The sequence below is a fragment of the Lysinibacillus sp. RU7 genome (assembly GCF_057837305.1).
The window spans coordinates 82,778-105,231 of sequence record NZ_JBYQFK010000014.1; the positions used below are offsets into that span (position 1 = coordinate 82,778).

General features: G+C 37.6%; 19 protein-coding genes. 8 read left to right on the top strand and 11 right to left on the bottom strand.

What is annotated here, in order from left to right:
- Nucleotides 1-30: 30 nt before the first annotated feature.
- The 3 genes from AC3II9_RS11890 to AC3II9_RS11900 all read right to left on the bottom strand — a co-directional run bounded on the left by AC3II9_RS11890 (nucleotide 31) and on the right by AC3II9_RS11900 (nucleotide 1,536).
- Nucleotides 31-312, bottom strand: coding sequence for a hypothetical protein (locus tag AC3II9_RS11890; protein WP_489155685.1), 282 nt, complete (start codon nucleotides 310-312; stop codon nucleotides 31-33).
- Nucleotides 309-977 (bottom strand): hypothetical protein, encoded by a 669-nt coding sequence (locus AC3II9_RS11895; RefSeq protein ID WP_489155686.1) that lies wholly within the window; start codon nucleotides 975-977, stop codon nucleotides 309-311. The genes AC3II9_RS11890 and AC3II9_RS11895 overlap by 4 nt, the downstream gene beginning before the upstream one ends.
- A 145-nt stretch (nucleotides 978-1,122) precedes the next feature.
- The gene (locus AC3II9_RS11900) at nucleotides 1,123-1,536 is read right to left on the bottom strand and encodes a MarR family winged helix-turn-helix transcriptional regulator (RefSeq protein WP_489155688.1); all 414 of its coding nucleotides are present in this window, start codon (nucleotides 1,534-1,536) and stop codon (nucleotides 1,123-1,125) included.
- A 949-nt stretch (nucleotides 1,537-2,485) separates the two neighbouring features.
- Between AC3II9_RS11900 and AC3II9_RS11905 the strand changes: the two genes are divergently transcribed.
- The 5 genes from AC3II9_RS11905 (at nucleotide 2,486) to AC3II9_RS11925 (ending at nucleotide 6,996) form a co-directional block, all read left to right on the top strand.
- Complete coding sequence (locus AC3II9_RS11905; protein ID WP_489155690.1) at nucleotides 2,486-2,815, top strand: DUF485 domain-containing protein; 330 nt, start codon at nucleotides 2,486-2,488, stop codon at nucleotides 2,813-2,815.
- Nucleotides 2,816-2,818: 3 nt separating this feature from the next.
- On the top strand, nucleotides 2,819-4,375 hold the full coding sequence (locus tag AC3II9_RS11910; protein ID WP_489155692.1) for a solute symporter family protein: 1,557 nt from the start codon (nucleotides 2,819-2,821) through the stop codon (nucleotides 4,373-4,375).
- 417 nt (nucleotides 4,376-4,792) lie between these two features.
- The gene (locus tag AC3II9_RS11915) at nucleotides 4,793-5,116 is read left to right on the top strand and encodes a DUF485 domain-containing protein (RefSeq protein WP_489155694.1); all 324 of its coding nucleotides are present in this window, start codon (nucleotides 4,793-4,795) and stop codon (nucleotides 5,114-5,116) included.
- On the top strand, nucleotides 5,116-6,660 hold the full coding sequence (locus AC3II9_RS11920; RefSeq protein ID WP_489155695.1) for a solute symporter family protein: 1,545 nt from the start codon (nucleotides 5,116-5,118) through the stop codon (nucleotides 6,658-6,660). The genes AC3II9_RS11915 and AC3II9_RS11920 overlap by 1 nt, the downstream gene beginning before the upstream one ends.
- Before the next feature lie 159 nt (nucleotides 6,661-6,819).
- The gene (locus tag AC3II9_RS11925) at nucleotides 6,820-6,996 is read left to right on the top strand and encodes a hypothetical protein (protein ID WP_489155697.1); all 177 of its coding nucleotides are present in this window, start codon (nucleotides 6,820-6,822) and stop codon (nucleotides 6,994-6,996) included.
- Between the two features lie 325 nt (nucleotides 6,997-7,321).
- Here the strand turns inward: AC3II9_RS11925 and AC3II9_RS11930 are convergent, their stop codons facing one another.
- The 6 genes from AC3II9_RS11930 to parE form a co-directional block, all read right to left on the bottom strand.
- Nucleotides 7,322-8,182 (bottom strand): hypothetical protein, encoded by an 861-nt coding sequence (locus AC3II9_RS11930; protein WP_489155699.1) that lies wholly within the window; start codon nucleotides 8,180-8,182, stop codon nucleotides 7,322-7,324.
- 215 nt (nucleotides 8,183-8,397) lie between these two features.
- Nucleotides 8,398-10,809 (bottom strand): heavy metal translocating P-type ATPase, encoded by a 2,412-nt coding sequence (locus AC3II9_RS11935; RefSeq protein WP_489155700.1) that lies wholly within the window; start codon nucleotides 10,807-10,809, stop codon nucleotides 8,398-8,400.
- Nucleotides 10,810-10,896: 87 nt separating this feature from the next.
- Nucleotides 10,897-11,106, bottom strand: a complete 210-nt coding sequence (copZ, locus tag AC3II9_RS11940) for a copper chaperone CopZ (protein WP_489155702.1) — start codon at nucleotides 11,104-11,106, stop codon at nucleotides 10,897-10,899.
- 18 nt (nucleotides 11,107-11,124) lie between these two features.
- A complete protein-coding gene (locus AC3II9_RS11945) occupies nucleotides 11,125-11,427 on the bottom strand; it encodes a metal-sensitive transcriptional regulator (protein ID WP_489155704.1) in 303 nt (100 codons plus the stop codon).
- Between the two features lie 196 nt (nucleotides 11,428-11,623).
- On the bottom strand, nucleotides 11,624-14,047 hold the full coding sequence (gene parC, locus AC3II9_RS11950; protein ID WP_489155746.1) for a DNA topoisomerase IV subunit A: 2,424 nt from the start codon (nucleotides 14,045-14,047) through the stop codon (nucleotides 11,624-11,626).
- The gene (gene parE / locus AC3II9_RS11955) at nucleotides 14,044-16,014 is read right to left on the bottom strand and encodes a DNA topoisomerase IV subunit B (RefSeq protein ID WP_489155706.1); all 1,971 of its coding nucleotides are present in this window, start codon (nucleotides 16,012-16,014) and stop codon (nucleotides 14,044-14,046) included. Before parE ends, parC begins: the two co-directional genes overlap by 4 nt.
- Nucleotides 16,015-16,393: 379 nt before the next feature.
- Here parE and plsY point away from each other — a divergent pair, with 379 nt between their 5' ends.
- The 3 genes from plsY to AC3II9_RS11970 all read left to right on the top strand — a co-directional run bounded on the left by plsY (nucleotide 16,394) and on the right by AC3II9_RS11970 (nucleotide 19,443).
- Entirely contained in the window at nucleotides 16,394-16,996 is a 603-nt protein-coding gene (gene plsY / locus AC3II9_RS11960) for a glycerol-3-phosphate 1-O-acyltransferase PlsY (protein ID WP_391370827.1), read from the top strand.
- A gap of 72 nt (nucleotides 16,997-17,068) precedes the next feature.
- Nucleotides 17,069-17,371: a HesB/YadR/YfhF family protein gene (locus tag AC3II9_RS11965; RefSeq protein WP_489155708.1), complete on the top strand. Its 303-nt coding sequence runs from the start codon at nucleotides 17,069-17,071 to the stop codon at nucleotides 17,369-17,371.
- Nucleotides 17,372-17,472: 101 nt separating this feature from the next.
- On the top strand, nucleotides 17,473-19,443 hold the full coding sequence (locus tag AC3II9_RS11970; RefSeq protein ID WP_489155710.1) for a methyl-accepting chemotaxis protein: 1,971 nt from the start codon (nucleotides 17,473-17,475) through the stop codon (nucleotides 19,441-19,443).
- Between the two features lie 87 nt (nucleotides 19,444-19,530).
- Here AC3II9_RS11970 and AC3II9_RS11975 read toward each other — a convergent pair whose 3' ends face one another.
- Nucleotides 19,531-21,258 carry a methyl-accepting chemotaxis protein gene (locus tag AC3II9_RS11975; RefSeq protein WP_489155712.1) on the bottom strand — a complete coding sequence of 576 codons (1,728 nt, stop codon included), beginning with the start codon at nucleotides 21,256-21,258 and terminating at the stop codon, nucleotides 19,531-19,533.
- A gap of 706 nt (nucleotides 21,259-21,964) precedes the next feature.
- A complete protein-coding gene (locus tag AC3II9_RS11980; protein WP_489155714.1) occupies nucleotides 21,965-22,204 on the bottom strand; it encodes a hypothetical protein in 240 nt (79 codons plus the stop codon).
- Nucleotides 22,205-22,454 lie beyond the last annotated feature (250 nt).

The window sequence follows — 22,454 nt, forward strand, 5'->3', positions numbered from 1 at the left end:
TAAAAACATTAACAAATACTTATGAACATATTAAAATCTAAGCTTAAGAAGGAAAAATTTAATCAATCGTTTTATATAAAAGGAACAGAAAAACAGTAGAAAAGCTACAAGGAGTGATAAAGGAATACTTAAAGCAGTAGGGAGATCAATACCATACCCAATACTCATCTTTATTTGTTCAAAGCCAAACGTTCGTAAAATGCCAGCTAGTATTAACAATAATGCACTCAAAGCTAGCCCCGCAAGTAGGACGGATAAAACGCAGATTGCGAGTGAGTAAAAGAAAGCAGTCGTTATTTTGATTAATTTCATTCCTGTTCCCTCCGAATGATTTGCTGCACTTTGGCATTTGGACTAATTGAATAACTTTCTGTGTAGTAAAGTGTTCGTATATTACAGTTATTCCCTACTACTACAACATCGCCTTCAACAACGTCTGCAGCTGTAAAGGCAAGCGTTAAATTTTTTCCCTTTATACATTTACAATTTAGCTTTTTCTTTAAGAAAGAAAAGGTTAACTTATCTTTCTCTACGTATACTTCATCTGCAAACAGCCGCTCAATTGTACTTTCTCCAGATAATTTTAAAGAAAAGGACTTTGCTTGTATTTCTAAGGCTTTCACAATACCGATTGCTTCCATATTTTCTGTTTGTAAGTTTTGTTCAATTGTGAGCTTCCCTGAGCTATTCAGTGTTTTTACTTGCCCGTTTCGTATCTTTAAATTTCCTGCATTCATCACTTCATTAATTTCACAAACTCCTTTTATTTTACATGATCCTGAACTTTTTAACGTACGTGCTTCAACACGAAAATAAAAAGAACTATATCCATGCGTAGAAATTTTTTGCAAGCGTACTTCTTGATGTAAGGAAACCGAACCGCGGATATTTAGTTGTTCAATATCTGAAGCCAAGTCCTTTATATTGCCATTTGTCAGGGTTATACTACGTAAACTTTGCACAGGTTTGTTTAGCATCCATACTCACTCCCTATAAATTTCAACTTGTATATATTTTAGTTATTAAAATATATATTCATTAAATTATATGTTCTATTACTTTGTCAAGAACAACAAGGATGTATTTGAGCAATAAAAAAAGGATTTCATTTTTTATGAAATCCTAAAAAATTTTATTCATTAACTGATTCACATTCATTAATGTTTTTGCTATGTCTGTAAGTTTGTCTGGAGGAAACTTTAAAAATATTTCTTGGACCTTAAGTTCCCCACTATTCGTTAAAGTCATTTTTACTACTCGGCGATCTTCGTTGTCTCTAACCCGTTGTATTAAATTTAATTTTTCTAGCTTATCGCACATCGAGGTTACAGCACCAGGTGTCACACTAAAGGTATCTGCAATTTCAGTTGCTTTCATTCCCCCCATAATCTTCAGCTGAATAAGAAGGATAAGCTGATTTTGAGATAATGAATCTCCTTCAGAGAGCAGATTAACAAACATCTTTGACTTTTGTTGTATTTCCAGCATCTCTCTCATAACAACTTCTATATTATTTAGTTGATTACTTTCCGCCATCTAATCACAACCCATTAAAATATTTACAATTTAAATTATATAGTAAGTATATAATTAATTTAGCTTAATGCCAATATTCATAAAGAAGGTATGAATTGAAAGGTTCCATACTTTATCGATTAAGGACACTCGTTTACAATTTGGCCATAACATTATAGAATCCCTACAATTAAACAACTTACAATAACCTTTCCCCAAAACTCCTCTTTTCTCCACAAGGTTGCACTCCCAACATATAGGATTTGCTAATCTTTTGAGTTAATCACATCTTTAAACGATGCTCGCATATAAGTAAATATCATATTGCTTTCATAAAACATTTATTGGTAAACATCTGACTACAATACCAATCAACTATTCGTACTTTTACCCCCTTTGAATTATATTCCGTAATTTTTCATGATAAGTAACTCACTTTATTATGAACATCGCATTCATCCCTAACCCATTACTCTATTTTTCGACAAGGAATTTATTCCATACAGGGCAGGTTTCAATTTGATTATGTCAGATTTTAGCGGAAATTTATTTGTCAAGAAATTTATTTTCTAATTTTAAAAAGAGCAAAAAAATACAAAAACATACTTTGTTATATAACAAAGCAGTAGTTAGACCTCTTTTGGCGCGTAATTATTATTTTAGACAAGCGAAACATTAATTTCTGTATCGTGCATTTTTTCTTCTGTATTGCGCCGCGAATTTGCTAATTAATTATATTAGGAATATTATTCTTTCCTATGTTACGTTTCTACTTTATACATATATTTTCTACTTAACACTTGATAATTCTATACAATTTGATTTGTCTGAATTTAATATTCTTCTCTTCAATTCTGAAAATTTAGTATTGCATTATAAAGATTTCTCTCCTACAATAAGGACTTATAACGGGAGGCAAACAGAAATAAACCGTTTAAAACAGAATAATAATTCATTAGGGGGAATTATAATGGCTCAAGAGAAAAAGAGTAATCATTCTATCGATTACACAAAGATTGACCAAATGGAGTCGTTCAATCGATTTGTTAAGAAGAAAAACACGTTTCTTTTTGGCGTTGCAGCAGCATTTTTAACATTTTATATCCTTTTACCAATCCTAGCCTTCACGTCTGTATTACAACAGAAATGGTTTGGTAACATTACAGGTGTTTGGGTTTATTCGGCTGCACTATTTATTATGACAGTCATATTAGCAATGGTTTATGTACGTATGGCTGCAAAGTTCGACAAAGCAGCGGCAGCTGTTATTGCTGAACATTCTTCGAAAGGCGGTAATTAATCGATGGATAATTTAGTAACAATTGGATTTTTCGTTGGGATCGTGGGTTTAACACTTTTTGTAACGTATTTAGCAGCAAAAAGAACTTCTTCTGCAGCTGATTTCTACACTGCTGGTGGCGGGTTAACAGGTTGGCAAAATGGTTTCGCAATTGCGGGTGACTACTTATCAGCAGCAGCATTTTTAGGGGTATCCGGTGCCATTGCCCTTACAGGTTTTGATGGATTCTTCTTCTCTGTAGGATATGTAGTAGCAAACTTAGTTCTTCTTTACATTATTGCGGAGCCAATGCGTAACATTGGTCGATATACATTAGCGGATATGTTAACGGCTCGTTTTAACGAAAAGCGTGTACGTGGTGTAGCTGCGGCAAGTACAATTACAATCGTAATTCTTTACATGATCGCACAATTAGTAGGTGCGGGTGCACTTATTAAACTTTTATTTGGTATTGAATATGAAATTGCCGTATTAATCGTAGGTGTCATGATGACAACTTATGTATTAGTTGGTGGTATGACAGCAACTTCTTGGGTACAAATCATTAAAGCTGGTTTATTATTATTTGGTACAGCATTACTTGCACTTTTAGTATTTATGAAATTCGATTTCAATCTAATGAAGATGTTTGATACGATCGCTTCAGAGCACGGTGAACAATATTTAAACCCTGGTATTAAATATACAAGTTCTCTTGATTCGGTTTCGATGATGATGGCATTAGTTCTTGGTACATCTGGTTTACCACATATTTTAATGCGTTTCTTCACGGTGAAAGATGCTCGTACAGCGCGTCAATCTATTAACTGGACAACTTGGATTACAGCAATTTTCTTCTCGTTAACAATTTTCTTAGGCTTCGGTGCTATGCATTTTGTAGGAATTGATGACATCGTTGCACAAAGTCCAGCAGGTAACACAGCTGCCCCACTTTTAGCTGAAATGTTAGGTGGCAATATTTTATTATCATTTATCGGTGCAGTAGCATTCGCAACAATTTTAGCGGTAGTATCTGGTTTAGTATTAACAGGTGCGTCTGCCATTTCTCATGATATTTACGGTGAGATTATTAAAGATGGTAAATTAACTGAAAAGCAACAAGTTATTGCTGCTCGTATCGGTTCTATTTCAATCGCCATTCTTTCTATTATCTTAGCGTTATTTGCACAAAGCTTAAACGTATCGTTCTTAGTATCCTTTGCATTCTGTATCGGTGCATCCGCAAACTTACCAGTAATCCTTTACACAATTTACTGGAAAAAATTCAATGCAAATGGTGCCATTGCAGCAATGGTAGTTGGTTTAGTTTCATGTTTAGTATTAGGTGCTATGGGTCCAAACGTATGGAATCCAGTGGAAGGAAAAGCTATTTTCGTTGGTGATCCATTACTTCCACTTGCAGTACCAGCAATTATTACAATTCCACTTGGCTTCTTGGCAGGCTGGTTAGCATCTGTGTTGACAGCTAGCAAAGTGGATCAAAAACAAGCGGCAGAAATCTACAAAGAAATCCGCGTTAAAGCCAATACAGGTGTGTCAGTTTCTGACGTATCTCACTAATGTTTTTGAAGCATCAGGATACAAATCCTGGTGCTTTTTATATATAAGAAAAACAATATCTTATAAGACTATATTAAAATCTCCAGAAATGTTTTAGTATAAGAAACATTATCTCTCCCCTTTTTTTTATAACAGAATACATTTTTTCTCCTTTATGCATCCTTTTTGTTTGTCAACCCCTCTACAAACGTTGTTATATCAATGTTCTCGATTCTTGTCGAACGTTATTCTTCTATAAAAAACATATAATTATCTCGGTAAAACTAATATTCTATAAATTTTTTTCAGAAAATTTGCAGAATAACTATTGCATTCTTGTAAGCACTGCCATAAAATGAAAAATGTAAAGGTTCTCAAGCAGAATTTTACAAACACAAAGCAGTAAAATGTTTCTTAATTTAAAAAGGGGGTATGGTTATGTCGGAAAAACACAAACCAATTGTCGATTATGACAAAATCGCACAGCAAGAGTCGTTCAAACAATTATCAAAGAAAAAGAACGCATTTCTTTGGACGCTCACAGTAATCTTTTTAGGAGCCTATATGTTGCTACCAGTTCTAACTTCTTACACTGATATTTTGCATCAGAAAGCAGTTGGAGATGTTACGTTGGTTTGGTTCTATTCTTTCGGTCTGTTTATCATGACTTGGTGTCTTTGCCATCTATATGTAGCGAGAGCAAACAAGTTTGACCGCCAAGCAAAAGAAATTATTGAAGAATATGAAAGGGGTGTTAGCTAATGAGCTTCATAGCGATTTTCTTCTTCGTAGGAATTGTAGGTGCAACATTAGTCGTAACTTGGTGGGCATCTAGACGTACATCAAGTGCAAGTGACTTCTATACAGCTGGTGGCGGTTTAACGGGCTGGCAAAATGGTTTAGCAATCGCTGGTGACTACTTATCAGCTGCATCATTCCTAGGGATCGCGGGATCGATTGCATTATTCGGTTTCGATGGTTTCTTCTTCTCTGTAGGATACTTAGTAGCATACTTAGTTGTACTTTACATCGTAGCAGAACCTTTACGTAACTTAGGTAAATTCACGTTAGCGGATATGATTACAGCTCGTTTCGACAAAGCAAAAGTACGTGGGGCAGCGGCATTATCTACTATTACTATTGTATTCTTCTATATGATCGCACAACTTGTTGGTGCGGGTGCACTTATTCAATTATTATTAGGTATCGAGTACAAATGGGCTGTTATTCTTGTAGGTATCATGATGACAACTTACGTATTATTCGGTGGTATGACAGCCACTTCTTGGGTTCAAATCATTAAAGCTTGTTTATTAATGATTGGTACAATCATTATTTCATTCTTAGTATTACTAAAGTTCAACTTCAACATCGGTACAATGTTTACAGAAATGAAAATGGCTACTGAATATGGTGAAGCATACTTAAATCCTGGATTAAAGTATAAAAACGGGATTGATACAATCTCAATGTTAATCGCGTTAGTACTTGGTACAGCGGGCCTTCCACATATCTTAATGCGTTTCTTCACAGTAAAAGACGCAAAAACGGCTCGTTCTTCAGTTATTTGGGCTACTTGGATTGTAGGTATTTTCTATGTATTAACAATTTTCTTAGGCTTCGGTGCAGCAGCATTCGTAGGCATTGACAACATTATCGCAGCCAACCCAGCTGGTAACTTAGCAGCGCCATTATTAGCAGAAGCGCTTGGTGGGGAAATCTTATTCTCATTCGTATCTGCTGTAGCGTTCGCAACAATCTTAGCCGTAGTAGCAGGTCTTGTACTTTCTGGTGCATCTGCTCTATCACACGATATTTACGGTCAAATTATTAAAAAAGGACAAGTGTCAGAGAAAGAGCAAGTTTTGGCTGCTCGTATCGGTTCAATCACAATCTCTGTTATCTCTATCCTTTTAGCATTAGGTGCTCAAACATTAAACGTAGCATTCTTAGTATCATTCGCATTCTGTATCGCAGCATCTGCAAACTTACCAGTAATCATTTACACAATTTACTGGAAGCGTTTCAACACTACAGGTGCAGTAACAGCGATTATCGTAGGTTTAGTATCATGTTTAATATTAGTAGCATTGTCTCCAAACGTATGGAACCCAGAACCAGGTAAAGCAATCTTTGTTGGTGAAGCAATCTTCAAATTAACAAACCCAGCAATTATTACAGTACCGCTTGGCTTCTTAGCTGGTTGGATAGGTAGTTACTTAACACCTGCTGAAAATCCAGCAATCTACCGCGAAGTAGAAGTTAAAGCACAAACTGGTATTTCTGTACAAGACGTATCACACTAATCGTTTTATTCACAAGGGGATGGGCTCTCGGCTTCGGTCGAGAGTCTTTTTATTTGGAACAACTAGATTCGCGAAGGATTCAAACACGTATCTCCCCTTCCCGTTTTTGTAATAGGCACTTTTTTCAGAAAATGATAAAATATAAATAGAGGTGATCCGATGTCTAAGTCTGAAGCAAAAAAGAAACGCATTAAGCTACTCCGTCAGCAAGGGAAAGATGTAACAGAACAGCGTGGCACAGCCCATTTTTCTACACATGTCCGGCTGACAAAAACGAAAAAAGAAGTCATGGAAAAGAATGTACGCAAACATAAAAACCGTTACGAAGATGCCTAGTCATTCGTAACGGTTTTTATGTTTTGTCCAGGTTTATAAAGGAATTAGCGGGTTTTCATTCAAAAATTATGCGCAAATGTCCAGGTTATTGAAAAACTTATGTGCACAAAATAGTCATCTATCCAACAAAAATCTTCATTGTTCATAAATAATTTCGGTTTTACAAAAAAACACGCAATATACCGAGTAGGCGTGCTGCGTGTTTCGCTAGTATTCCTTTTATTGTCTTAAATAACTGCTATACTAATTTATTTGACATCTTTCACCAAGCTTAAATTAAAGGTTACATTTTAAGAGGTTCCCTAGATCCTATTATTCTAGCTATTTAATATTCATATTTGAAACCTGTAACATTCATATATCGACCGACTGCAAATTTACGACCTTTCTCCGTAACAATGACATGTGTATATTCAAAGTATTTAGTAGCGGTTGCTACATTATACACTTCATATGGGATAAAATGAGCAACCTTTTCTTTTTCAATAGAACCATTCGGGCGCGTAATTGTGACGATACTTCCTTTTTTCACCGGATATTGGATTTGTACTTTTGTTTCTTCCTCATCAATCTTTAAAGCATAAGAAAATGCTGATTTAGTTTCATTAAATTTTATTTCAGCTTTAACACCAGTCCAACCGTCCTCCTCCCCATACGTGCAGCGGTAACATCCTTTAAAGGATTGGATTTCTTCATCATAATGCATGTAAAAAGCAATATCCATTATCGGTGGATAATACCAATACTCAAAACCAAATCGAGTTGATTTCGGAGGTACTAAAGACTTTACCGGATACCCATACAATTCAATGGCTTGTTCATAAATGTTTTGTGGTAGTTGTTCATATTTAATAATTTCATTTCCTTGAACAGTGACTCCACTACCAAGGTAGTATTTTGTCGCTCTTACATCAATTTCACGTCCGATTGTAGGAGAGTAAGAATAATTTATAATTTTCTCAATGTCATATACACGATATGCTTGTCCTTTTTTACCAATTATAACCGATGTCGATCCATTGGCATTTTGTTTATACATTTTTACATTGGTAGAAAATTTCACAACCCCAATTTGACCAGAATTAATTGAATAACCTTTCCATTTTATTGTCCTTGCCTCCGCATCCTCTATCATTAATAAATGACAGCTTAGAAAGAATAAAAATAAACATATAATTTTCTTCATCTTTCACCTTCTCCTTTTCTTCAATATATTCCATAAATAACAAAGATTCATTACCTTCTATTATATTAGAATATTGATATTATTCAAAGATATCATTAAAAAGGTTAAAGTTACAAAAATACCACGAATTGATCCTCGCATGGAATGAATCTGATTTTGTACATGTTTACAAAAAAAGCTATAAAACCCGTTAAGATTTTATAGCTTTTGAACCGTTATTTGGTTAATTTCACTCGTTGAAGGCGGAGTGCATTGAGTACAACGGAAACAGAGCTAAACGCCATCGCAGCCCCAGCTACCCAAGGTGCCAACAGTCCAATCGCTGCAATGGGAATACCTAATGTATTGTAAGCAAATGCCCAGAAAAGATTTTGTTTAATATTCGTCATCGTTTTATGACTCATTAAAATGGCATCTGCAATACTATTTAAGTCGCCACGAATTAACGTAATATCAGCAGCTTCCATCGCGACATCCGTTCCTGTACCGATTGCCATCCCAATATCCGCAACGGCTAAAGCTGGTGCATCATTTACCCCGTCGCCAACCATCGCTACTTTTTTCCCTGCCGCTTGCAATTTCTTAATTTCAGCGGCTTTTCCTTCTGGTAATACTTCTGCAATAACCTGTGTAATCCCGACTTGCCTTGCAATGGCTTGTGCTGTTCGTTCATTATCCCCTGTCATCATGATGACATTGACATTCATGTCAAGCAGTCGCTGAATCGCTGCTGCAGAAGTCGTTTTCACTGTATCCGCCACCGCTACCATTCCAGCATATTGCCCGTTAAATGCCGCAAGCATCACCGTTTTTCCTTCTGCTTCTAACGATTTCATATAAGATAAAACCGGCACAATGTCGATATGATGTTGTGCCATTAGTTTGCGTGTTCCTACCAAAACTTCTGTCTCGTTTACTGTTGCACGAATGCCGTACCCTGGAATTGCCTCAAACTGTTCCACAGCAACAAGTGATATATTTCGCTCCTTCGCCCCATGTACAATCGCTTCCGCTAACGGATGCTCGGATTGCTTCTCCGCTGATGCGATGAGTGTCAGGAAAGTCATTTCATCTAAAGTGCTAGCTACTATCACATCGGTTAATGCGGGTTTGCCGTTTGTTACGGTCCCTGTTTTATCTACGACAACTGTGTCAATATGATGCGTCCGTTCTAAATGTTCACCACCTTTAAATAAGATTCCTAACTCCGCAGCACGGCCTGAACCAGCCATAATGGAAGTTGGTGTGGCTAAACCTAATGCACAAGGGCAAGCAATGACTAGTACGGAAATGAGTGCTTCAAGTGCGGGTGTAAATTCACCTGGTGTTACAAACATAAACCAAACTAAAAATGTAATGAGCGCAATACCGATCACAATCGGTACAAAAATCCCTGAGATTTTATCGGCTAAACGTTGAATAGGCGCTTTTGAACCTTGCGCGTCTTCTACTACCTTAATAATTTGTGCTAACGCCGTATCTCGCCCAACTTTTGTTGCTTTCATTTGAATGAAGCCATTTTTATTGATTGTGGAACCAAATAATTGATCTCCTTTTTGTTTATCCACAGGGATGCTCTCCCCTGTTAGCATCGATTCATCGATTGTTGTATAGCCTTCGATTAGTTCTCCATCAACAGGGATTTTTTCCCCTGGTTTTACGAGAATGACATCGCCAACGATCACTTCTTCAAGTAGTATTTCAAGTTCCTGACCATTACGAACTACGACCGCTGTTTTCGCCTGTAAGCCCATTAGTTTTTTGATCGCTTCTGACGAACGTCCTTTCGCTTTGGCTTCGAATAATTTCCCTAGCAAAATAAGCGTAATTAAAACCGCACTCGTCTCAAAGTATAACTGGGCATGATGATCCGAGAATTTAATCGTCTGATAAACGCTATAAAAATAAGCCGCAGATGTGCCCATTACGACGAGGACATCCATATTGGCACTTTTATTGCGTAATGCTTTGTAGGCACTTACATAAAAATGGCGACCGATAATAAATTGAACGGGTGTTGCAAGCGCAAATTGTACCCAAGGATTCATTAAAATGTCCGGCACATAGAGGAATGAAGTAAAGGAAAAATGCCCGACCATCGTCCATAAAAGCGGTAAAGATAGGATAGCCGAAAAAATAAATTTTCGTGTTTGCTTCTGAATGGCCTGTTCCCGATGATCCGCTGTTTCTTGTTCATCTACCTTCAGTTGTGCACCGTATCCTATTTTTTCGACTCGTTGAATAATATCTGAAGCGGTAAGTTCAGAAGGATTAAATTCAACGGTCGCTTGTTCAAGTGCTAAGTTTACATTGGCAACAGTGACACCTGCTAGTTTATTTAATCCTTTTTCAATTCTTGCAGAACAGGCTGCACAGGTCATACCTGTAATCGTAAATTCTTTTCTTTCTTTCACAACCTCATAACCGAGTGCTTGAATTTTTTCTTCGAATGCCTTTTCGTCTATCTGTTGTGAATTGTATTGAATAACGGATTTTTCAAGTGCTAAATTGACACTCGCCTTTTCCACACCCGGAAGTTTATTCAACCCTTTCTCAATTCGCGTTGCACAAGCGGCACAGGTCATACCGGAAATTTGAAGTGTTTTTTCTTTTTTTTGCTCACTCAATACATGTCACACCTCTCACTCATACCTGCATAGGGTATGTTTGTTTGTAAAGAGAAGAGTGCGTAAATACGCACTCTCTCCCATTTATTATTCCACTACATCATAGCCTTGATCATCGATTGTTTCTTTAATTTGATCCAGTGTAACGGTTGCTTCGTCAAATGTAACATCTACTTTCTTATCTTCTAGATGTACTTTTACTTCTGTTACTCCTGCTAATTCTCCTACGCTATTTTCCACTGCTTTTACACAATGGCCACAAGACATGCCGTTTACGTTTAATGTAACTGTTTGCATATTTCTTAACTCCTTTTGCTATTTTCTCATTAATTTTTGGATGGTTACTAATAACTCATCCATAATTTCATCGTCCCCATCCGCTAAGCGGTCGACCACACAGCCTTTTAAATGACCTTCGAGTAGCACTTTCGCTACGCTATTTAAAGCGGATTGCGTGGCGGAAAGTTGTGTAATGATATCATCACAATACACATCTTTTTCAATCATCCCTTTTATGCCGCGAATTTGCCCTTCCACACGGTTGAGACGATTCATTAAATCTTTTTTCACATGCTCAGGATGATGACTTTTTCGACAAGTGTCTTCACAATGATCCATGCAATACCTCCTTTTGTGTTTACAAGGTACCTATATGGGGTATGTAAATCATAGCTCTTTGTTTTTGGATTGTCAACTTTTTGGATTGTTTTTCAAAAGTGAAAAAAGATAAGTTACCCCCATTTGTTCGGCTGTTATACCCTTTTAATCAGCTCGAAAATAAAAAGCACCCTATTTCTAGGATGCTTCATACACTTTATTGTTTGACGACAGCTACACGAACTAGTTTGCCGTCTCCTACCGTATCTATACGGAGTGAACCGTTTGAATAGCGGTCTGTACGTGAAAGATTGACGATTTGGATTTCCTCTTGCACGCCCTTTTCCGTTTCGAGGACAATTGTATCTGATACTTTTACCACGACAATCGCATATACACGGTGCGGGTTCGTTTTTAGTTCCTTCAGCGTCACAACGCCGCGCTTTGCTCGATTGCTCAGTTCAATTTCTGAGACATTCATACGTTTAACAGCTCCACGCTGCGTTACGATGACGATATCTTGCTCTGCACCAGGACTTAATACATTTGCTGCAGCAAGGTATTCCCCTTCTTTTAGCTGCATGCCTTTTACACCCGCCGTTCTTACGCCGGTTACAGGCAATTCTTCCATTACAAAGCGAATGCTATAGCTTGTATTCGATGTGAGTAATAGCTCTTGAGTTGATGTCACAAGCTCGGCAGTAATGACTTCATCGTCCCCTTTTAAGTTCATCGTCTTAATCGGTTTCGAATAACGTGTAACAGCATAATCTGCAAGCGACGAACGTTTAATTTGCCCTTCCTTTGTCGCTGTAAATACAAACATATCTTCCTGTTCAAACTTCTCAATCCCGATCACAGACACAATATGTTCTTCCGTATCAACTGGTACGATACTTGAAATATGCTGACCAAGATCCTTCCACCGGATATCTGGTAATTCATGAACAGGTTGATAAATATAGTTCCCTTTACTTGTGAATAACAGTAAATGATGCTGTGTATTCAGCGTTTGTTCGTATAGCAAGAAATCCGATTCCTTCATCGCAAAATCTTTACCGTTAGATGCCGCATAGGAACGTTGGCTTGTTCGCTTAACATAGCCGTCCTTTGTCACTGTCACGACGACTTCTTCACTTGGTACAAGCACATCAAGCGTTACTTTAATCTCTTCAATTTCCGCTTGAATTTGTGAACGACGTGGCTCATTAAAACGCTTTTTAATATCATTTAGTTCGGCCTTAATCACTCGTATTAGCTTTTTCTCGTCATTTAAAATGGCGGTTAATTGATCAATCAGCTTCGTGAGCTCACTTTGTTCTTTTTGCAGCTCGGTAATATCGGTATTCGTTAAACGGTAAAGTTGCAAGCTGACAATCGCTTCCGCTTGTACTTCCGTAAAGTCAAACTTTGCAATTAAATTATTTTTCGCATCTCGTTTATCAAGAGAGCCACGAATTGTGGCGATGACTTCATCTAAAATCGATAGCGCCTTCATGAGACCTTCTACAATATGTAAACGGTCCTTCGCCTTGAGTAACTCGTATTCCGAACGCTTTGTCACCACTTCTTTTTGGTGTGCAATATACGCATCTAACATGAGTGGTAATGTCATCATCGTTGGGCGACGATTATGAATAGCAATCATATTAAAATTATATGTGACTTGTAAATCCGTTGTTTTATATAAGTAATTTAAAATCCCTTGTGATGGAATATCTTTTTTCATTTCGATGACGATACGTAGTCCATTACGATCTGATTCATCACGCACTTCAGAGATGCCCTCTAAACGCTTGTCCATCCGTTGTTCGTCGATTTTTTTGATTAAATTCGCTTTGTTAACGTCATACGGAAGCTCTGTTACAACAATTTGTTCTTTACTTCCTTTAATGGACTCAATGTCGGCTTTCGCACGAACGATAATTTTCCCGCGCCCTGTTTCATATGCCTTTTTAATGCCGTCTACCCCTTGGATAATACCACCTGTTGGGAAATCTGGCCCTTTAATGACCGTCATTAATTCATCTACAGTAGCAGTTGGATGATCCAGGCGCATTAATACCGCATCTAAGCTTTCCGTTAAGTTATGTGGTGGAATATCCGTTGCATAACCAGCCGAAATCCCCGTCGAACCATTTACTAATAAATTCGGGAAACGTGCTGGTAACACAGTTGGTTCTACATCTTGATCATCAAAGTTTGGCACGAACTCTACTGTTCGCTTACCAATATCACGTAGCATTTCCCCGGCAATCGCTGACAGACGTGCTTCCGTATAACGCATGGCTGCTGCTGGGTCTCCATCGACAGAACCGTTATTTCCGTGCATTTCAATGAGCATATGACGCGCTTTCCACTCTTGGCTCATACGCACCATCGCTTCATAAACAGATGAGTCACCGTGCGGATGGTAGTTACCAATAACGTTCCCGACTGTTTTAGCTGATTTACGGAACGGCTTATCATGTGTGTTGTTATCGTTATACATCGCATACAAAATACGGCGTTGTACTGGTTTTAGACCGTCGCGTGCATCAGGCAACGCGCGGTCTTGAATAATATATTTCGAATAGCGACCAAAACGGTCACCCATAATTTCTTCTAACGGTAAATCTTGAAAACGTTCTGTTGCCATTATACTTCCTCCTCGTGAATGAACTCGTTATCTAGGATATTGAGGTCTTCTTCCATACCGAAGTTCACATTCGTCTCTATCCATTTACGACGAGGCTCTACTTTATCGCCCATTAATGTGGAAACACGACGTTCCGCACGCGCAGCATCGTCAATGGTTACCCGGATTAATGTACGTGTTTCAGGGTTCATCGTTGTATCCCATAACTGATCGGCATTCATCTCACCAAGCCCTTTATAGCGCTGAATGACATAGCCTTTGCCGACTTTTTTCATCGCTTGCTGTAACCCACTTTCTGTCCAAGCGTATTCAATGACTTCTTTCTTGCCTGCTCCTTTGGATACTTTGTACAGTGGCGGCAGTGCAATAAATACTTTCCCTGCTTCAACGAGTGGACGCATGTAACGATAGAAAAACGTCAGTAGTAAGACTTGAATATGTGCACCGTCTGTATCGGCATCGGTCATAATGACTACTTTATCGTATGCAGTATCCGCCACATTAAAGTCCGATCCAACACCTGCACCGATTGCATGAATAATCGTTGCAATTTCTTCATTTTTCATAATATCTTGTAGCTTCGCTTTTTCCGTATTAATCACTTTCCCGCGCAGTGGCAAAATCGCTTGGAAGCTGCGGTCACGCCCTTGTTTGGCTGAACCACCTGCAGAATCTCCCTCTACAAGGTATAATTCATTTTTGGCCGCATTTTTGGACTGAGCCGGTGTTAATTTACCTGACAACAGCGTACTACTCTTTTTATTTTTCTTGCCGTTTCGCGCATCCTCACGTGCCTTTCGTGCAGCTTCACGTGCTTGTTGCGCGCGAATCGCTTTACGGACTAAAGAAGAGGATAATTCAGCATTTTCCTCTAGCACATATAAAAGCTGCTCCGATACAACCGTATCCACAGCAGAACGCGCCTCACTTGTACCGAGCTTCCCTTTTGTTTGTCCTTCAAACTGCAGTAAATGCTCCGGGATACGAACAGAGACGATAGCAGATAAGCCTTCGCGGATATCGGTCCCTTCCAAGTTTTTATCCTTTTCTTTGAGTAACCCAATTTTCCGTGCATATTCATTAAACACACGTGTCATAGCGGCTTTTGCACCTGTTTCATGTGTGCCGCCGTCTCGTGTGCGTACATTGTTAACGAATGAAAGAATTGTTTCAGAGTAGCCATCATTAAACTGGAAGGCAAACTCTACTTCAATTTCTTGCTGTGCCCCTTCCACATATTGAACCGGGTGTAGCACGTCTTTTTCTTCATTTAAATAAGCGACAAATGCTTCAATACCACTTTCATAATGGAAAGTATCAGACGTACCCTCACCGCGCTCATCAATCAGCTCAATTTTAAGCCCTTTTAACAAGAAAGCGGATTCACGAAGACGCTCAGCTAATGTATCATAGTTAAACTTCGTTACGGAGAAGATTTCTTTATCTGGTAAGAAATGAACAAGTGTGCCTGTCTCTTTCGTTTTTCCGATTGTTTCAAGCGATGTAGCAGGCTTTCCTCCTTGCTCAAAACGTTGACGGTGAATGACACCATCACGATAAATTGTGACTTCTAAAAATGATGAAAGGGCATTGACAACGGATGAACCTACACCATGTAAGCCGCCACTTGTTTTATAGCCACCTTGGCCAAACTTCCCTCCAGCATGTAATACTGTAAAGATGATTTCTGGCGTAGGTTTACCCATTTTATGCATTCCCGTAGGCATACCTCGTCCGAAGTCACGTACACTCATACTATTATCTTCATGAATTTTGACGATGATATGTGAACCAAACCCAGCAAGTGCTTCATCAACCGCATTATCCACTATCTCATACACTAGATGATGAAGACCGCGCCCGTCTGTAGAACCGATATACATCCCTGGTCGTTTACGAACAGCTTCCAATCCTTCTAATACTTGAATGGCATCGTCATTATAGGCGATGCCTTGTTGCTTATTTACCAAATCAATTCCCCTCCAAAACCAAACAAACGTTCTACCACTACTAATCGTACTTGGAATAGTAGGCGCTGTCAATATTTCCAACAAGCGCAATTAGACATTTATTGTATCATCATCTCTGTCCCAATAAAAGTTCATGCACTATTGAAATTCATGAAATAGGGGCATATTTCCTTCTTTTTTTCAAAAATAACGACAAAAATATACCCTTTTTCCTATATGAAATGGATTTCTTTCTACTAATGATACATCATTCCATGGTAGGATATCTTGATATATGATAAATTCCACTTTCTAATTGAATGAAAAACGTGTAAAATACTTGATACAACCTATTAGTACCAACTAATAATTTTTTTACTATTGAAAGGAGCACAACCGCATGCTAAATGCACTTATTATTCTTTGTGCTTATTTAATTGGTTCCATTCCATCTGGATTATGGGTCGGAAAAGCTTTTTATAAAACAGACATTCGTGAACACGGTAGCGGAAATTTAGGAGCGACGAATACATTCCGCACACTTGGGAAAAAAGCCGGCATTGCTGTCACTATTATCGATGTGTTAAAAGGAACAGCAGCCGTACTATTGCCACTTCTCCCATATTTTCAGGAGACAAGCATTCATCCACTTATTTTAGGTGTTGTGGCGGTAATTGGTCATATGTTCCCCATTTTTGCAAGCTTCCGTGGTGGAAAAGCAGTGGCGACAAGTGCAGGCTTATTATTAGGCTATACTTGGCCGTTATTTATCGTTTTATTCTGCACCTTCTTGTTGGCATTAAAATTAACAAAAATGGTCAGCCTCACATCCATCATCGCAGCGACTGTCGCACTTATTTATAGTATTGTTTACGGATTTGTCAGTGGTGAATGGGAATTAAGCATTTTAATCGCTTGTTTATTTACGTTTATTGTTTACCGTCACCGTGAAAATATTAAACGAATCAAAAATGGCACAGAACCAAAAGTGAAATGGATTTAAGCTCTCTGCTCGAGAGCTTTTTTATTTTCATTCACTCAAATTGCTTGCATAATAGACAACGAGGTGATGAAATTGAAAATTGTTATAACAGACGAGGCATTTGCATGGTTTCAAGAAGAAATGGAAGTCGAACAAGGTGACTATATTCGCTTTTATGCACGGTATGGTGGTTCCTCGCCGTTCCATGAAGGATTTTCACTTGGCATGAATCGTGAGTTACCACATGAAATCGGTGTGGAAACAGACGTAAGCGGTGTCCATTTTTATATTGAAAAAGCTGATGAATGGTTCTTTAATGAGCATGATTTATATGTATCATTGAATAAACAGTTAGATGAATTGGCCTATGAATACAAACTTGCTACGAATTTGTAGCAAGTTTTTTTATACTGATTTTTCGCTTTCAAACAAAACCTATAGACGAAATGGACTATATTTATGTTATATTGGAAAGGATTGTTTAGAAAGGAGTACTTATGCAATTTAATACATTAAACAAAAAGTTAGTCGCTGTATTTTTATCTGTCACTCTCATTGCATTAGGAATGACCGTTGCCATTTTATTTTTTACTTCTGCAAATAGCTTAAATGCCATGAGCGAAAGTCAGCAAATAGAAGTGGAACAGACAGTGAAAACACATTTTGAAGCGACAGCAAATGAACTTTTAACCCTTTCCGCACTCTACGCAGAAGATGAAGCGGTATTAAAGGCTTTTGCTTCAGGGGATCGCACACAAATTCAACAGACGTTAATCCCTATGTATGAGCGATTACAAACGGAACATGGCGTAACGGTTTTTGAAGTGGGCGATCAAAACGGAATCGTGATGCTACGTGGGCATAATCCAGAGAAATACGGTGACGATAAAAGTAATTTACCTGCGATTCAGTCTACATTAACGGGTCAATCGACTGCTGGCTTTGAATTTGGTAGTAGTGGATTATCCGTTCGAGCATTTATGCCACTTGTTCACAATGATCAAATCATCGGGACGCTCCAAACAGGCTTGGATGATACTTTTGTAAAAGAACTGCAACAATTATTACCCAATATTACGATTAATTTATATAACGAAGAACAGACAATTGTTGTATCTTCCGAAGAACAAAATCTCGGTCAAACATTACAAAACAACACAATGCTTCCTTCTATTCAAAACGGTGAACTTGTACGTATGCACAATGACTCGATGATTGAAACGTATATGCCGATGTACGATCCAACAAATACGAAAATTATTGGTATGATACATATTAGTCAAGACACTTCAGTGATTGCAGGTACGAAAAAACAAATTTTTATCGTAGCAACCATCGTATTAGTTGTTACGACGATTGTCGTTGTGTTTATTTCTATTTTATTTAGTCGCTCGATTTCAAATCCGGTGAAAGCCATTTCAAAACAAATGACTGTATTAGCAACAGGTGACTTACGTAACCATTTAGTGCTCAAAAAGCAAAAGGATGAAGTAGGCGACTTAATCGAAAGCATACAACACTTCCAACATAGCTTAAAACAGACACTTACCCAGGTAGCAACAACGGCAACAGAAGTATCCTCTTATAGCGACGAATTATCTTCCGCATCAAAAGAAGTAGCTACAGGTGCTACACAAATAGCCAACACGATGGAAGAGCTTGCAGCGGGAACAGAAAGCCAAATTCATGCAACAACGGAATTATCGACGATTATGAATGACTATGCTTGGAAACTACAAGATACAAGTAACCATGCAAGTGAATTGCAGCAAGGGACAGCTGAAGTTGTGGCTTTATCGAATGAAGGACGAACACTCATCACCCATTCGAACGAACAAATGCAGTCCATTTATCAAATTGTTGAAGATTCGATGGAGAAAATGAAAAAATTAGACGACCAGGCTCAAGATATTTCTTCCTTTGTCTCTATCATTAAAGCTGTAGCTGACCAAACGAATTTGTTGGCGCTCAATGCATCGATCGAAGCGGCGCGAGCTGGTGAACACGGAAAAGGCTTTGCTGTCGTAGCAGAAGAAGTGCGGAAATTAGCAGAACAAGTGGCAAGTTCCGTAGATGAAATTACAACGATTGTCCAAACGATTCAACAAGATTCAAAAAACGTCAATATGTCCTTAGCTACTGGATTTAGCAAAGTACAAGAAGGCTCCGCTCAATTACAACAAACGACAGAAACATTTATATCTATTAACGAAGCGATGCAACAAGTAGCGAATCATGTAGTGCGTATGATGCAAAATGTTCAGGGGATGGCAGAAGAAGGACAAGAAATCAATGCATCTATCGAAGAAATCAATGCTATTACACAAGAGGCTTCAGCTGGTGTTCAAGAAACAGCGGCAACTGCAGTCCAATCAAGCGCATTAATTAAAGAAGTATCAAGAGGAACAGAGCAACTAGCTACTCTCGCTACAGAACTAGATGCATTAGTCAAACAATATAAACTATAGCAACTATCCTTGAACATACAAATACGATAGCATTATGAAAGCGCAATAATCCTAACCTTACAAGGATTATTGCGCTTCTATTTGTTACTAAAGTTCCTTCTCTAAATCCGTTAATAAATTCAAAACAATTTCGGAATATTTCTCTAGTTCCTCAAAAGCTTTCTCTATTCCTATAGGGTCATTCATTTCAAAACATTTCACTGCCAGTTGAGCACTTTGATGTACTTGCATATGCGGTTGTTCCAAGTCTTTAAATGCTTTTTTGCTTTTCACATGATTAGGTAAATCTCCGTAATACCATTTCCCTAGTCTACATTCTTTATGAGAAATCGTTTCTTTTGCGTCGATTGTCCCTATGCCTAAAATTAAGTTATATACTCGCCATTTCCACAGTAAATGGTCCGTTTTCGCCACTTTTAAAATATCTTTTGACGTTAGTTTCACATTAATATTTAAGAATTTCTTTCGATACGTATCCATTTTATTGCTAATTTCAAAAAATGTTTTTGCCGTTTGCTTTGATATTTCTTGCGACTCTACACTATTATCGTAAATACTCGCATTTCTCGAAGCGATGTCCACAATCGTAGAGGTTTGTTCTTCACTCATCGCTGCTATTTGAGTAGTTGATTCATTAATTCCTTTCATCATTTCAACGATACTGATTAATGCTTCACTTGCACTTTCCGCCCCTACAACACTCTTTTCAACTAATTTTTCCGTTTGGCCAATCCCTTCAATGACTTCCAAAGATACATTTTGCAATGACTCCATATTAGCAATAATCTTCACAATTTGTTCCTTTGTATGCTCCGATAATTTTCTCACCTCTGAAGCAACTACTGAAAAACCACGCCCATGCTCTCCTGCGCGAGCCGCTTCAATCGATGCGTTTAGCGCTAATAAATTGGTTTGATCAGCGATTTCTTTAATGATTCTCACAATATCCTGTGTATAGTCAATTTCTTGATTCAGTTGTTCCACATTCTTTACAATTTTTCCATATACATGACCGACTCGCCTTATATCTTCCATCGTTTCATCTACGACTTTTCCGCTTTCTTCCGCTGAATGAACCGCCTCATCTGTTCCTTTTGCTACTTCAACTGCATAATTTGCTACCCCCTGTATAGAAGCACTCATTTCTTCAGTTGCGGCAGTTACACTATGGGTCTCGTCTATCTTTTTCTGCATGTTCGAAAGCAGTTGTTTGATTGTATCTAAACTCATCATCTCATTTAACATATCAGATACTTCGTTTAAAAAGTATTTAAACGTATTTTCCATATATACTTCAACGATCAATTGTTTGTCATAGGCTGCTAGCTTTTGTACAGCAACCACGCATTCTATCATACGTTGAGGATGACGATGTAGTTTTTCCATTAAAATTGTAGTCATTATCTGAATCAACAAATCATGTGCCGCAACAAAATTTTCTGCTGTCAAATTAATTTGACTATTGTACTCCCCTATTTTTATTCGCGTCACGATATAATGCTGATCTACTTCCGCTTCTAAAAATTGATCGATATATTGTTCGATCTTCTCTCTTAAACGATCGACTGTGGAGTGTTGCGCAATAAGTTGATTAAATATATGTTCAGATTGTATTCTTCCGTAAAATTTATTGATTATTTCCTTCTTAAAAGGAGCTAATATATCCGCTGATTGTTTGACCCTGTTAAGCGTTTCTTGGTCGACACCTAAGAACGATAAGCGCTCCTTCGCTCGCTCCCCCACTTTAGGTAAGTCTGTTTCTGAAGCATTTATATATTGATCCCATTTGTTAGATTTATTTATGAAAAAGACCATCTTTTCCCCTCAACTTTACATAGTATTATTTTTCATTTGAATACATACATTCCATTTCGTATTTCTATTCGGTTAGTAGACTTGAAGCTATTCTGAAATTAGGTGTTTTTAACTATACATAGTTAGAAGTTTCGAGGGTCTTTTCGTATAATAATAAGGCGGGCAAAAAAACCAATAAAATCCCCTATAGTAGTGATACGAAGGTATTTCACTACTAGCTTACATCCATTCAACCACCTACATAAATGGTGTTCATTACTTCAACTATTTTACTCTATTATAATTATATATAACTAAAAATCAACATTTATTCTTATTTTTATAAAAAATAAAGAGGATAAAGAATCAATGTATGAGGATTTCATTTAGGAATATAGATTTTTAATGAGATAACATCTTTCTTATCAGTGTGATTTTTTTAATGGAATAATTGATAAAAGGGGCTTGCTCTTTGATTGAAATGTATTTCCAATAGGGGGAAATGCGGATTGACAACGCTAAGAAATATACATGATTTTATGCATACCAAAAGGGAAGTCATAATCGTGTATATATTGATATATCCAGTGTTTGCGCTTCTTACATAAAAAGCTGTATAAATAATGTTCATAGGAAAAGCCACGAAAACGTTGATCGTTTTGTGGCTTTTTGGTGTACGCCCAAACTTTGATTTGGGAACTTTTTTTGTATGGACATGAATACTTATCTATCGCTTTTTCATTGTGAATTCTTCATATTCACCCCAAGCTATGTACGCTAGACCTAATAATAAAGCAATAATGCTACATATGCTCAAAGGGTTGCCAATATAGCTTAACATTGCGTTAAATAAATCCTCGTCCCAACTTGCTACACCTGAACCGAAGATGGCGGCACTTATATATTTTGCTGAAAATAAAAATGCAGCTATGGCTATAAAAGCAACTCCTGTTCCACGTTTGTTCATATATTCACCCCTTTGATTCCCTTAATATTCTACAAAACTCTAGTTATCCCCTTTAAAAACGCCCCCAAATCGCTTTCATTTGGGAATAATTTTTTATTTAGCGTTGTAAATCCGCATAAATCTCACGTAATCCCGTATAGAAAATATATTCAGAAGGAATGGGTCTTCACCAAAATGAGATGTAAAAAAATATAATCGGGTAAAAATTTTTAAATAGACTATAAACTAATAAGAGGATAATATGTTCAAT